Source organism: Allobosea sp. P2_B12, assembly GCF_056404835.1.
Map to the genome: position 1 here is coordinate 53,577 of NZ_JBFUDG010000010.1, position 13,574 is coordinate 67,150.

13 protein-coding genes are annotated in these 13,574 nt (G+C 65.4%); 6 read left to right on the plus strand and 7 right to left on the minus strand.

The genetic code is table 11. The annotated features are described in order from the left end of the window. Window positions 1-56: 56 nt before the first annotated feature. The 5 genes from atpD to AC1DYU_RS20720 all read right to left on the minus strand — a co-directional run bounded on the left by atpD (window position 57) and on the right by AC1DYU_RS20720 (window position 7,103). Window positions 57-1,523, minus strand: a complete 1,467-nt coding sequence (gene atpD, locus AC1DYU_RS20700) for a F0F1 ATP synthase subunit beta (RefSeq protein ID WP_476793262.1) — start codon at window positions 1,521-1,523, stop codon at window positions 57-59. A 61-nt stretch (window positions 1,524-1,584) separates the two neighbouring features. Then, window positions 1,585-2,454 carry a F0F1 ATP synthase subunit gamma gene (locus AC1DYU_RS20705; protein WP_476793263.1) on the minus strand — a complete coding sequence of 290 codons (870 nt, stop codon included), beginning with the start codon at window positions 2,452-2,454 and terminating at the stop codon, window positions 1,585-1,587. A gap of 134 nt (window positions 2,455-2,588) precedes the next feature. Further along, a complete protein-coding gene (atpA, locus tag AC1DYU_RS20710) occupies window positions 2,589-4,118 on the minus strand; it encodes a F0F1 ATP synthase subunit alpha (protein ID WP_476793264.1) in 1,530 nt (509 codons plus the stop codon). Beyond that, on the minus strand, window positions 4,118-4,687 hold the full coding sequence (locus AC1DYU_RS20715) for a F0F1 ATP synthase subunit delta (protein ID WP_158483324.1): 570 nt from the start codon (window positions 4,685-4,687) through the stop codon (window positions 4,118-4,120). The genes atpA and AC1DYU_RS20715 overlap by 1 nt, the downstream gene beginning before the upstream one ends. 226 nt (window positions 4,688-4,913) lie before the next feature. Beyond that, window positions 4,914-7,103, minus strand: a complete 2,190-nt coding sequence (locus AC1DYU_RS20720) for a primosomal protein N' (protein ID WP_476793265.1) — start codon at window positions 7,101-7,103, stop codon at window positions 4,914-4,916. Between the two features lie 125 nt (window positions 7,104-7,228). Here AC1DYU_RS20720 and AC1DYU_RS20725 point away from each other — a divergent pair, with 125 nt between their 5' ends. The 6 genes from AC1DYU_RS20725 to AC1DYU_RS20750 all read left to right on the plus strand — a co-directional run bounded on the left by AC1DYU_RS20725 (window position 7,229) and on the right by AC1DYU_RS20750 (window position 11,518). Continuing rightward, the gene (locus AC1DYU_RS20725) at window positions 7,229-8,320 is read left to right on the plus strand and encodes an acyltransferase family protein (protein WP_158483325.1); all 1,092 of its coding nucleotides are present in this window, start codon (window positions 7,229-7,231) and stop codon (window positions 8,318-8,320) included. 127 nt (window positions 8,321-8,447) lie between these two features. Next, window positions 8,448-8,792 (plus strand): hypothetical protein, encoded by a 345-nt coding sequence (locus AC1DYU_RS20730; RefSeq protein ID WP_158483326.1) that lies wholly within the window; start codon window positions 8,448-8,450, stop codon window positions 8,790-8,792. A 155-nt stretch (window positions 8,793-8,947) separates the two neighbouring features. Beyond that, window positions 8,948-9,874, plus strand: a complete 927-nt coding sequence (locus tag AC1DYU_RS20735) for a tyrosine recombinase XerC (RefSeq protein WP_476793266.1) — start codon at window positions 8,948-8,950, stop codon at window positions 9,872-9,874. 93 nt (window positions 9,875-9,967) lie between these two features. Further along, window positions 9,968-10,528 (plus strand): DUF4337 domain-containing protein, encoded by a 561-nt coding sequence (locus AC1DYU_RS20740; protein ID WP_158483328.1) that lies wholly within the window; start codon window positions 9,968-9,970, stop codon window positions 10,526-10,528. A 130-nt stretch (window positions 10,529-10,658) separates the two neighbouring features. Then, a complete protein-coding gene (locus AC1DYU_RS20745) occupies window positions 10,659-11,201 on the plus strand; it encodes a hypothetical protein (RefSeq protein WP_476793267.1) in 543 nt (180 codons plus the stop codon). A 77-nt stretch (window positions 11,202-11,278) separates the two neighbouring features. After that, complete coding sequence (locus AC1DYU_RS20750) at window positions 11,279-11,518, plus strand: hypothetical protein (RefSeq protein WP_476793268.1); 240 nt, start codon at window positions 11,279-11,281, stop codon at window positions 11,516-11,518. Window positions 11,519-11,650: 132 nt separating this feature from the next. Here the strand turns inward: AC1DYU_RS20750 and AC1DYU_RS20755 are convergent, their stop codons facing one another. Together AC1DYU_RS20755 and AC1DYU_RS20760 are read right to left on the minus strand one after the other, a co-directional pair. Beyond that, window positions 11,651-12,082 (minus strand): hypothetical protein, encoded by a 432-nt coding sequence (locus AC1DYU_RS20755; protein WP_476793269.1) that lies wholly within the window; start codon window positions 12,080-12,082, stop codon window positions 11,651-11,653. 102 nt (window positions 12,083-12,184) lie between these two features. Further along, entirely contained in the window at window positions 12,185-13,573 is a 1,389-nt protein-coding gene (locus AC1DYU_RS20760) for an amidase (RefSeq protein WP_476793270.1), read from the minus strand. Between the last annotated feature and the right edge of the window lies 1 nt (window position 13,574).

The window sequence follows — 13,574 nt, forward strand, 5'->3', positions numbered from 1 at the left end:
CGAAAACCAGTGTGCTCTCGTCAGGATTCTCGGGGCAAGCCCGAGAATGACGCGTCTCAGGCCGCTTCGGCCGCCAGGCGCTGGGCCTTCTCGATGGCTTCGTCGATCGAGCCGACCATGTAGAAGGCCGCCTCCGGCAGGTGGTCGTACTTGCCCTCGACCAGGCCCTTGAAGCCCTTGATCGTGTCTTCGAGCGCGACCAGCTTGCCCGGCGAGCCCGTGAAGATTTCGGCGACGAAGAAGGGCTGCGACAGGAAGCGCTCGATCTTGCGGGCACGGGCGACCGAGATCTTGTCCTCTTCCGAGAGCTCGTCCATGCCCAGGATCGCGATGATGTCCTGCAGCGCCTTGTAGCGCTGGAGGATCTGCTGGACCTGGCGGGCGATATTGTAATGCTCCTCGCCGACGATCGCGGCAGAGAGCATGCGCGAGGTCGAGTCGAGCGGGTCGACCGCCGGATAGATGCCCTTTTCCGCGATCGAGCGCGACAGCACGGTCGTGGCGTCAAGGTGAGCGAAGGAGGCAGCGGGCGCCGGGTCGGTCAGGTCGTCTGCCGGCACGTAGATCGCCTGCACCGAGGTGATCGAGCCCTTGTTGGTGGTGGTGATGCGCTCCTGCAGGTTGCCCATGTCGGTCGCCAGCGTCGGCTGGTAGCCCACCGCCGACGGGATGCGGCCGAGCAGCGCCGACACTTCGGAGCCTGCCTGCGTGAAGCGGAAGATGTTGTCGACGAAGAACAGCACGTCCTGGCCCTTGTCGCGGAAGTCTTCCGCGACGGTCAGGCCCGACAGGGCGACGCGCATGCGGGCACCCGGGGGCTCGTTCATCTGGCCGTAGACCAGGGCGCACTTGGAACCCTCGCCGCCGCCCTTCTTGTTCACGCCGGACTCGATCATCTCGTGATAGAGATCGTTGCCCTCGCGGGTGCGCTCGCCGACACCGGCGAACACGGAGTAACCACCGTGAGCTTTCGCGACGTTGTTGATCAGCTCCATGATCAGCACGGTCTTGCCGACGCCGGCGCCGCCGAACAGGCCGATCTTGCCGCCCTTGGCGTAAGGCGCCAGCAGGTCGACGACCTTGATGCCGGTGACCAGGATCTGCGCGTCGGTGGCCTGATCGGCATAAGACGGCGCCGGCTGGTGGATGCCGCGACGAGCGCTGGTCAGGATCGGGCCGGCCTCGTCGACCGGCTCGCCGATGACGTTCATGATGCGCCCCAAGCACTCGTCGCCGACCGGAACCATGATCGGGGAGCCGGTATCGGTGACCGACTGGCCACGCACCAGACCTTCGGAGGAGTCCATCGCGATGGTGCGGACGGTGTTCTCGCCGAGATGCTGGGCGACTTCGAGCACCAGCCGGTTGCCGAGATTGTCGGTCTCGAGCGCGTTCAGGATTTCGGGCAGCTCACCGTCGAACTGCACATCGACGACGGCGCCGATGACCTGCACGATGCGGCCGGTGCCGGTATTGGCGGGCTTCTCGGCGGCGACGGTCTTCTTGGTAGCGGCTTTGGCCATGGTTTCGAACCTCGGGTACAGCGTGTCGGGTGGCCGGCATGCCGGCCTAATTGCTAGACGATTAGAGCGCTTCCGCGCCGGAGATGATCTCGATCAGTTCCTTGGTGATCATCGCCTGGCGCGAGCGGTTGTAGAGCTGGGTCTGCTTCTTGATCATTTCGCCGGCATTGCGCGTGGCGGAATCCATCGCCGACATGCGCGCGCCCTGCTCGGAAGCGGCGTTCTCGAGGATGGCGCGCAGCACCTGGACCGTCAGGTTGCGCGGCAGCAGCGTCTCGAGGATTTCGCTCTCGTCGGGCTCGTAATCATAGACCGCATCGGTCTTGGGGGCTTCCGCCGGAATCTCGGCCGGGATGATACGCTGGGCCGTCGGGATCTGCGAGATCACCGACTTGAAGCGGGAGAAGAACAGCGTCGCGACGTCGAACTCGCCAGCGGCGAAGCGCGCCAGGATGTTCTGGGCGATGCCCTCGGCATTGACGTAGCCGACCTGCTTGAAGGCGCGCAGATCGATCAGTTCGATGATGTCCTTCTCGAACTGCCGGCGCAGGATGTCGTAACCCTTCTTGCCGACGCAGATGATCTTGACCGTCTTGCCTTCGGCCTTGAGCGCATTCGCCTTGTCGCGCGCCAGACGGGCGATCGACGAGTTGAAAGCGCCGCAGAGGCCGCGCTCGGCTGTGCAGACCACCAGCAGATGCACCTTGTCGGAGCCCGTGCCGCCGATCAGGCGCGGCGCGCTCGAACCGGTAACGCCTGACGCCAGATTGGCCAGCACCGTCTCCATGCGCTCGGCATAGGGACGCGCCGCCTCGGCCGCCGCCTGCGCCCGGCGCAGCTTGGCAGCCGCGACCATCTGCATGGCCTTGGTGATCTTCTGCGTCGCCTTAACGGAGGCGATGCGGTTCCTGAGGTCCTTCAATGAAGGCATAGGCTTTTTCTCACCCCGTCATGCTCGGGCTTGCCCCGGGCATCCACGTCTTCACCCACCTGATCCCACCTGCGCGCTGCCCGATCGAGGCAAGGCGTGGATGGTCGGCACAAGGCCGACCATGACGGGAAACCTTAAGAGAACGACTTCGCGTAATCCGTGACCAGTTCCTTCAGCTTCGCGGCGTTCGCGTCCGAAAGATCCTTGGTCTTGCCGATCTCGTTGAGCAGATCGGCATGCTTGCCGCGCACGAGAGCCAAAAGGCCGTCCTCGAAGGCGCGGACCTTGTTGACCGGCAGCGGGTCGAGATAGCCGTTGACGCCGGCATAGATCACGACCGTCTGCTCTTCCATCTTCAGCGGCGAGAACTGCGCCTGCTTCAGAAGCTCGGTCAGGCGGGCGCCGCGGTTGAGCAGGCGCTGCGTCACCGCGTCGAGGTCGGAGCCGAACTGGGCGAAGGCCGCCATCTCGCGATACTGGGCGAGCTCGCCCTTGATCTTGCCGGCAACCTTCTTGGTCGCTTTGGTCTGCGCGGCCGAGCCGACGCGCGACACCGAAAGGCCGACGTTCACCGCCGGGCGGATGCCCTGGTAGAACAGGTCGGTCTCCAGGAAGATCTGGCCGTCGGTGATCGAAATCACGTTGGTCGGGATATAGGCCGAGACGTCGTTGGCCTGGGTCTCGATGACCGGCAGCGCCGTCAGCGAACCGTTGCCGGCCTCGTCGCCCATCTTGGCGGCACGCTCGAGCAGGCGGGAGTGGAGATAGAACACGTCGCCGGGATAGGCTTCGCGGCCCGGCGGGCGGCGCAGCAGCAGCGACATCTGGCGATAGGCGACGGCCTGCTTCGACAGGTCGTCATAGATGATGACGGCGTGCATGCCGTTGTCGCGGAAATACTCGCCCATGGCGCAACCGGCGAAGGGCGCCAGGAACTGCATCGGGGCGGCGTCGGACGCGGTCGCGGCGACGACGATCGAGTATTCCAGCGCGCCGCGCTCTTCGAGCACCTTCACGAACTGGGCGACGGTCGAACGCTTCTGGCCGATCGCGACATAGACGCAATACAGCTTCTGGTTCTCGTCGGTGCCGTCGTTATTGGCCTTCTGGTTCAGGATCGTGTCGAGCGCCACGGCGGTCTTGCCGGTCTGGCGGTCGCCGATGATCAGCTCGCGCTGGCCGCGGCCGATCGGGATCAGGGCGTCGATCGCCTTGAGGCCGGTCGCCATCGGCTCATGCACCGACTTGCGCGGGATGATGCCGGGCGCCTTGACGTCGACGCGCGAGCGCTGCTTGGCCTTGATCGGACCCTTGCCGTCGATCGGGTTGCCGAGCGCGTCGACGACGCGGCCGAGCAGTTCCTTGCCGACCGGCACGTCGACGATGGCGCCGGTGCGCTTGACCGTCTGGCCTTCCTTGATCTCGCGGTCGGAACCGAAGATCACGACGCCGACATTGTCGCTCTCGAGGTTGAGCGCCATGCCGCGCACGCCGCTCTCGAACTCGACCATCTCGCCGGCCTGGACCTTGTCGAGGCCGTAGACGCGGGCGATGCCGTCGCCGACGGAGAGAACCTGGCCGACCTCGGTGACGGAGGCTTCGGACCCAAAGTTCGAAATCTGGGCCTTCAGGATCGCGGAGATTTCAGCGGGGCGGATTTCCATCAGCCGACCTCTTTCATGGCAAGACGAATTGAATTGAGCTTGGTTTTCAGCGACGCGTCGACCATGCGGGAGCCCATCTTGACGACGAGCCCGCCGATCAGAGACGGATCGACCTTGATCGCGACATCGACGGCCTTGCCCGCGACAGCGGCGAGCGCCGCGCGGATTTCCTCGACACGCTTCGGCGCGGGCGCCTCGGCGAGCGTGACCTCGGCGCTAACGATGCCCTTGGCATCGGCGACGAGCGCCTTGTAGCCGGCGATCATGCCCGGCAGCGCGAACAGGCGGCGCTTGGTGGCGACGAGGCCGATGAAGTTGGCGGCGATGCCGGAAATCTTGGCGGAGGCCAGAACCGCCTTGATCGCAGCGGTCTGCTCCTCGGCGGAGAAGGCCGGGCTGCCGACCAGACGGCGCAGATCCTCGCTCTCGGCGAGCATCGCGGAAAAGCTGTCGAGATCGGTGGAGACGGCGTCGATGGCGTTGGCCTCTTCGGCCAGTTCAAAAAGGGCCGTGGCGTAGCGACCGGCCACGCCCGAAACCAGTGATCCTTGCGATCCGCCTTCAGCCACGCGTCAAATCTCTCGTTTCAAAGGACTGCACCCGGCGACCCTCTGACGAAGGTGGAGTGCGATGTCCCTGCGCTGCGATGTATCACGGACGAGAACCCGGCAAGACGGCTTCGCGACCTAAATGTGGCGGTGCACTAGCATGTGGTTTTAGGGTGCGCAATCCGTTGATGCCGATCGAAGGCGCGGTTTTGCCTGTCCTTTCAGTCTTTCAAAGGAAGCTGGCGGCTCAAAGAAAACTCTGCGGGTCGACATCGACCGCGACCCTGACCGAGCCCTTGGGCTTGCCACCGCGCTTGAGCCAGGCGCGCAGGTAATCCTGCAGGTTCACCTCCCGGTCGGTTTTCACGATCAGCCGCATGCGATGGCGCCCGCGCAGCACGGCCAAAGGCGCTTCCGCCGGGCCCAGAACCGTAACGCCGTCGGGCGCTTCCGCACAGCGCGCCAGCGCTCGGGCATGACCTTCGGCCTCGGCCTGGCTGCTGGCGGAGATGATCAACCCGGCGAGCCGGCCGAAGGGCGGCAGCCCGGCAGCCTCTCGTGAGGCCGCCTCTGCGGCATAAAACCGCTCCGGGTCGCCGGAGACCAAAGCCTTCAGCACGGGATGCGACGGATCATGCGTCTGCAGCAGCGCGCGGCCGGGCCGTTCGCCGCGCCCGGCCCGGCCGGTGACCTGACGCAGCACCTGGAAGGTGCGCTCGGCGGCGCGCGGATCGCCCGAGGTCAGGCCGAGATCGGCATCGATCACGCCGACCAGCGTCATGCCCGGAAAATTGTGGCCCTTGGCGACGAGTTGCGTGCCGATGACGATGTCGAATTCGCCCGAGGCGACCGCCATGAGCTCCTGCTTCAGCCGCTCGGTGCCCCCTGGAAAATCGCTCGACAGCACGATGCCGCGCGCTTGCGGGAACAGTGTCGCGACCTCCTCCGCCAGCCGCTCGACGCCTGGGCCGCAAGCGGTCAGGCTGTCGGCGGCATGGCATTGCGGGCATTCGTTCGGCCGGCGTTCGGCATGGCCGCAATGGTGGCAGACCAGCGCGCGGCGAAAGCGGTGATCGACCAGCCAGGCCGAGCAGTTGGGGCACTGGAAGCGATGCCCGCAGTCCCGGCACAGCGTCAGCGGCGCATAGCCGCGTCTGTTCAAAAACAGCAGCGATTGTTCGCCGGCCTCCAGATTGGCCGCGATCGCCTTCGCCAGCGTCTCCGAGACCCAGCGTCCGCGCGGCGGCTTGTCCTGCCTGAGGTCGACGAGGCCGAGCGTCGGCAGACTGCGCCCGCCGAAACGCTCCGGCAGCTTGAGATGCACGTAGCGTCCGCGCTCGGCGTTGACGCGGGTCTCCAGCGAAGGGGTCGCCGAGGTCAGGATGACGGCTGCGTTCTCGATGCGCCCGCGCACCACCGCCATGTCGCGGGCATGATAGGCGACGCCATCCTCCTGCTTGTAGGCGGCCTCATGCTCCTCATCGACGACGATCAGGCCGAGGTCCTTGTAAGGCAGGAAAAGCGCCGAGCGCGCGCCGGCCACCACCTTGGCCTCGCCGCTGGCGATAGCGGCCTGCAGGCGCTCGCGCTTGCGACCCGTCACCGCCGAGTGCCACAGCCCCGGCCGCACGCCGAAACGCGTCTCGAAACGGTCGATGAATTGCGCGGTGAGCGCGATCTCCGGCATCAGGATCAGGCTCTGGCGCCCGAGCCGGATCGCCTCCGCCACCGCCTCGAAATAGACCTCGGTCTTGCCGGAACCGGTGACGCCCTCGAGCAGCGTCACGCCATAGGCCGCGGCCCTCACCGAAGCGACGAGCGCTGCCGCGGCAGCCGCCTGATCATCCGACAGTGCCGGCTGTGCGTGATCCGGATCGGGCAAGGCCGCTACCGCTTCGCGCGGCAGCGGCTCGACGGCGAAGGTGCCGGCATCGACGAGCGAATCGATCACCGCCGCGCTGACCGAGGCCGCCTCGGCGAGCGCGCTCTTGGCGGTCAGCAATCCGCCCTCGGCCGCCGCGATGGCCCGCGCCCGCGCCGGTGTCATCCGTGCAGGCGGCGCGCCGACGAGCCGGATGCCAAGCTTGGGCCGCTCCGGCGTATCGTCCGGCGGGCGCCGCAACGCCAAGGCCAGGACGGAACCCTTCGGCGCCAGCGTGTACCAGGCGACCCAGTCGACCAGCTTCATCAGCGCCGCATCGAGCGGCGGCATGTCGAGCTTGCCGGTGACTTTCTTCAGATTGCCGCCGCGCCCGGAACCGGTCTCCCAGACGACACCGACCGTCTCGCGCGGGCCGAGCGGCACCTGCACGATATCGCCCGGCTTGAGCACGAGCCCGGGCGGCACCGCATAGCTATAGGCCTGGTCGAGCCCGAGCGGGATCAGCACATCGACCGTGTGGCTCTGGCCAGCGCTGTTCCGCACTTCGCTCGTCACTCGTGATCTTCCCTCGCCAGCGAGCCGCCACGATCCACTTCTCGCGACAAGAGCGGCAACGAACCGCACTTAACCAAACATCAAACCGCGTCGCCTAGCATGACTTTTGCGCGCGGAGAGCAGTCATGGCAGCGGAACGACAGTTGACCCTCGACGGAATCAGGGGGCTCGCCGCCAGCGCCGTTCTCGTATCGCATTATCTCGCGGAGATTCCAGACGGCATCCAAGCCTTCTCCTTTGGCGCGATCGCGGTCGATGCCTTCTTCGTCCTGTCGGGCTTCCTGATCGGCCGCTTGATCCTGACGCGCCGGGAGGCACCGAATTTCTTCAAGACGTTCTATATCCGCCGGCTGCTGCGCACCGTTCCCTCCTATCTGATCGTCGTGCTCTTCGTCCTGGCGCTCGCCGCCCTGTTGCCGGAATGGGCCGGGGATGCCGGCGGAGTTCCGGCATGGAGCTACCTCTCCTTCACGCAGAACTTCTTCTTCGCGCTGCGGCAGAGCACCGGGCTGCACTGGCTCTCTCCGACATGGACACTGGCCGTCGAGGAGCAGTTCTATCTCTTCGCACCCGCGGCGCTGGTGTTCACTCCCCGACGTTTCGTGGTTCCCGTCGCAAGTATGGTCTTTGCTGCCGCGCTGTTCTACCGGATCCAGATGAATGCGTCGGGAGCAGACCCTCTCGAGTTTTTGCCCCTGCTTCTCGCACGAGCGGATACGCTGGCAGCCGGCATCATCGCGAGCGCTCTTTGGTTCAAGATCGCCGGTACCAAGCGCTATGACCGCACTCTGGAGGCGACGCCGCTCGTCTGTCTCGTCGCCGTCCTCGGCTATGCCGTCTTCGCAACGAACACCGACTGGCAGGCCACGTTGTCGCACAGCGTGTTCGGCATTGCCGCAGCGGCCTTCATCCTGCGCGCGGCGGTATCGCCGAGCGCAGTGCCCTGGCTCGAGGCGCGCTGGCTGCGCTTCATGGGCGACAACTCCTATTCGATCTATCTCATTCACATACCGGTCGCCGGCGTCATCCATCATCTGATGACGGGCGCGGAGCCCGGGATCTCGACACCGCTGCAATGGGCTGCGACGATTCTGGCGACGGTCGCGACGATCCTGCTGGGCCGTGGTCTCACGCGCCTCGTCGAGGAACCGCTCACGGCTTTCGGGCGAAGCTTTTCCTGGACGAAAGTCGAGGCGCAGCCGGCCGGAACCCTGTGAGCGGCGGCCGGATGAAGGTTTCCCGAAAGACGTCGAAGAGAGCGACCACTGCCTGCCTTGCCCCGGGCCCGATGGTATGATGTCCGCCGCACGACCAATCCGCCCGGCAAACAGAGCCATGACGCGCATGTTCCTTCACCTGGCCAGCCTCGGCCTTGCGGCCAGCCTCGTCGGCACCACGGCCGGGCCAAGCCTCGCACAGGCGCCCGCCCCGCCTGAGAACTGGCCCGCGATCAAATGCGAGCGCTACACCAAGTCTTATGCCGAGGCGCTGGCCCGTTTCGGGCGCAAGGGGCTCGGCCAGCCCTTCCTCGACAGCCACGAGGCCTTCCTGGCATCGGGCTGCAGCATCAAGGGCGAGGTTTGCCCGCGCAGCACCGAAGAACTGAATCTCGCCAATGTCATGGTCATCATGGGCATGAACCAGGGCATGGCCAGCACCTTCATGCCCTTCGCCTGCCCGAAGACGTAGCGGCCGATTGCCTCAGCAGGCGCCGATTCGCTCGGCGTTAAGGCGCACCCGTCATGCTCGCCCGTGTGGCGAGCATCCACGTCTTTGGCGTAGCGCTCGACGGAGGAAGACGTGGATGGCCGGGACGAGCCCGACCATGACGGGGATGGCGCGACGTGACCGATTTCGACAGCCTGATCCGCGACTGGCTTGGCCATCTCGCCCATGAGCGCCGGCTATCGCCCAAGACGCTCGAAGCCTATGGCCGTGACATCAGGCAGTTCGCCGTCTTCATCACCGAGCATCTCGGCGGAGAACCCGCACTTGCCGACATCGCCGCGCTGAAACCGGCGGACCTGCGCGCCTTTCTCGGCCGGCGCCGCCGCGACGGCGTCGGCAACCGCACGCTGATGCGCCAGCTCGCCGCTTTGCGCTCGCTCGCCCGCTTCGGCGAACGCAGCGGCAAGCTCAAGGCCGCCGCCTTTGCGGCGACGCGCGGCCCGCGCATCGGCAAATCCCTGCCGCGCCCGCTCGAAGCCAGCGCGGCAAAAGCCGTGACGCAGGCCGACACCCGTGCCGGCGAGGATCGCGAACAATGGATCCTCGCCCGCGACGCCGCCGTGCTGGCGCTGCTCTATGGCTGCGGCCTGCGCATCTCCGAGGCGCTTTCGCTGACGCGCGCGCAGGCCCCCATCAGCGCCGGCGACACGCTCACCGTCCTCGGCAAGGGCAGCAAGACCCGCATGGTCCCGGTGCTGCCGGTCGTCGTCACCGCAATCGCCGAATACATCGCCCTCTGCCCCTGGCGGCTGCCGCCGGACGGCCCGCTCTTCCTCGGCGCCAAGGGCGGCCCCTTGTCGCCGCGCATCATCCAGCTTGCGGTCGAAGGCCTGCGCGGTACGCTCGGCCTGCCATCCTCGGCGACCCCGCATTCGCTGCGCCACTCCTTCGCCACCCATCTGCTCGGACGCGGCGGCGAGTTGCGCGCCATCCAGGAGCTGCTCGGCCACGCCTCGCTCTCGACGACGCAAATCTACACCCGGATCGATTCGACACGGCTGATGGCGGCTTACGACGCCGCTCATCCGCGCGCCGGGCGCTGAACCCACTGGCCTCCGGATCGCGGCAGAAAGCCGTATGATGCCGCAGAGGAATAGCGTACAGCCCGGCTCCCATCGCACGGAGCCGCGTGATTCATGACGACCGAAACCGAAGCCCCGCAGAGCGGCAACAAGCGCGTCGCGCTGCTCATCGCGATCCTCGCGCTGATGCTCGCCTTCTCCGAGATCGGCGGCAAGAACGCCGAGCAGGATGCACTGGCGAAGAATGTCGAGGCCTCGAATCTCTGGGCCTTCTTCCAGGCCAAGACGATTCGCGGCACCACCTTGCGCACCGCGGCCGAGGCCATGGAGGTCGATCTCGCCGGAGCCACCGACCCCACCAGCCGCGAGCGGCTGCAGAAGCGCATCGATGGCTGGAAGGCGACGATCGCCCGCTACGATTCCGAGCCGGAGACCAATGAGGGCCGCAAGGAGCTGATGGCCCGCGCCAAGGCGGCGGAAGCCCAGCGCGACATCTCCAGCGCCCGCGACGACAAATACGACATCGTCTCCGGCCTGCTGCAGATCGCGATCGTGATCTCCTCGGCCGCGATCATCACCGGCATCGGCCTGCTCGCCTGGACCGGCGGAGCGCTCGGCCTGGCCGCTTTGGCCCTGATGTTCGTGGCGCAACTCGCCCCGACGGCGCTGTTCTGAACCGCGACGCGGCGACGGGGCCAGGGTGTGAAGGCATAAGCGGGCGGCGGCTAGGGGTCGTTAGCGCAAGCTCGACCCCACCACCCGCAGCAAGGGGGATTGTTGAGCCGCAGATTTCTGCGATGGAGATTTGGAGACCGCCACCACTCTACCGCATCGTGATGAAATGGCTTCGTTGATCAAAATGCGGATCGAGATCGATGGCTCGTGGGTCGGCCACACCGACCGGCGCTACTCGCGATGGGAGGGCGCTATCACAGCTGATCACCCAGTTGCGGCTCTTACTTTGATGAAGGTGAATTCGCAGATCACATGGGCTCGCAGCTGCAGAACAGGCCTGAATTCGCTGCCGATCAGCCTTCTCATCGGGCAGCATGACGAGGGCGCTTATGTCAGTTTCGGAGTTGGCGACAGTGGCACGAGTTGGCGGGCGCAACTCCACGGTATTCCCCAGGACCTCGTGATCGAGCGCGAAGGCGAGACGGGCAAGCCGCTCTGGCTGATTGAGCTTGCGGGCGATCCGACCATCAGCTTGGGCTGCTTTGTCGTGGCGCATTCCCAGACCAAGTCCGCGCGCAACAAACTTTGGCATCTCCGTCCAGAAGTCCTTGCGGAAGAGGAAACTTGGACAGTCGCTCTCAGTCGGGGGAGAACTGGGCAAATCGCGCTTTAGACAGCAGCGGAGCATGTCGTCTATGGGTCGGTAGCGGACACGATAAATGTGAGCGGAGCGCTGACTTGGGGGCTCGAATGAAGTTGCACGAACTCAAAGCCATCATCCCGACACGCAAGTCGCCGCTCAAGATGAAGATCGACGTTCCCTCTGACAATTATGCTTGGGAAGATTGCTGCTGCCTTATCAACGAGGGAGGTCGCTGGAGCGTCTTCTATTTTGATAGAGGGGAGCGCATCAGGGAACGCTCATTTCTCAGCGAAGATGCTGCGATTGAGGAGTTCACGTCGTTGTCGAAGGAAGCGGGAGTTTGGTGATCGGCAGCTTGGATTAACGCGTGTCTGAAATGGGTCGAGAGCGGATCTTGTCGCCGCGTCGAGAAAGCGGACGATCAGCTTTCGATCCATCAAGGCCGCTCCTGCTGCCTTTAAGGCTGTTCGCGATGAACGTTATTTCGACGGGCTCAAGTCGATGTCCATGATCCCCGCTATAACACCGAAGATCATCATCATTGCGAATACGACCCAAAAGATAGCGATCGGCCATTTGAGTTTGCGCGCCGCCCACGCCATATCTTCTTTGTATGTGTTGCTAACAAGATGGCCCGCTATCAGTATGGCTACCCCAATTGCTACGGTATAGATCCATTTTTCTATAAAGAAAAATAGCAAAAATGGCATCGCCATTAAATACGCGAGGCCTATCATATGGAGCAATAATACAATGGATACGGCAAATATTCTTTTTGCGAGCATTATTAGATTAATCCGTTGGGCGTCTATGAAACCTAAACCCTGCACGCAATAGCCGCAAGAGGAGGAAAACGCCCGATAACGATGCATATCGAGGACCCTTGGCTCACGGAGAACCTCGGGATGCACGGATCGGGCTCTACTGAGCGAGCCGCACCAGCAGCAGGGCGCTGCATCTGTGGAGAATGTCCGCAACGGGTCGTTAGCTGCCGCTCGTTATGAGTTCGCGTCCTATCGCGGCGGCAGCGGCCACGGCACCTCGCCGCCGCGCAGCACCTCCCACGCCCGCGCCATCCGCAGCACGCCGAGATCGTCGAAGCGCCGGCCGGTGATCTGCAGGCCGATCGGCAAACCGCCCGCCGTCAGCCCGGCATGGACCGAGATCGAGGGCTGGTCCGACATGTTGGCGGGCAGCGTGAAGACGATATGCTCGAAGGGCTGGCGCGGATCGTCCAGCGGCGAGGCGTAGTCGGCCGGGAAGCTCGGCACCGGCGCGACCGGCGACAGCACGAAATCGAAGGGCGCGCTCTGTTTCAGAGCCGCGTCCTTGATCGCCAGCATCTGGCTCATGCCGTGATAAACCCGCAGGCCCGACAGCGACTCGCCGACATTCGCCCATGCGAAGATATAGGACAGCACCTTGCCCTGCTTTTCCGTCGACAGCGCACCGATCTCGGCCCAGGCGCGCTGGCGCCAGAAATCGTCGAGCCCGTCGAGCATCTGCCGCGTCATGAAGGCCGGCGCCTCCTCGACGATCGCGCCTGCCGCCGAGAAGGCCCTGGCCGCCGCCTCGATCGCAGCCTTGGTCTCGGGCTCGACGGGAATGCCGATGCCGGGATCGAGCTGCAAGCCGATCCGCACGCCGGTCAGGTCGATGTCGAGCGACAGCCAGTCGATCTGCTGCGGCGGCAGGCTCATGCCGTCGCGGGCGTCGGGCTTCGAGAGTTCGCGCATCATCAGCGCTGCATCCGCCACCGTGCGGGTCATCGGCCCCGCGACACGGCCATAATAGGTCGGATCGATCGGCACCCGGCCGAAGCTCGGCTTCAGGCCGACCAGCCCGCACCAGCCCGCCGGCAGACGAACCGAGCCGCCGATATCGGTGCCGACATGCAAAGGCCCGTAGCCGGCGGCCCCTGCCGCGCCGGCACCCGCCGAGGAACCGCCCGGATTCTTCGTCAGGTCCCAGGGATTGCGCGCCAGCTCGTGGAAGCTCGACACGCCCGAGGAAAGCATGCCGTAATCGGGCATCGTCGTCTTTGCGAGCAGGACGAAGCCGGCTTCGCGCAGCCGCGCTGCCACGGGCGCATCCTCCGCCATCGGCACGAGATCGCGCGCCGCGGTGCCGACCGGCATCGGCGTGCCCTTCGTCGCGATGTTCTCCTTGATCGTGCCGGGCACGCCGTCGAGCGGCAGCGCCTCGCCCTTCATCCAGCGCGCCTCGGAGGCTTTCGCCGCGGCCCGGGCGGCCTCCGGCTGATAGGCGTAGAGCGCCTTGATCTTTGGCTCGCAGAGCTCGATCCGGGCGATCACCGCCTCCGTGACCTCGACCGGCGAGAGCGCTTTCGAACGATAGGCGTCGAGCAGTTCGACGGCACTGAGATCGGCGGGACCGGGCATC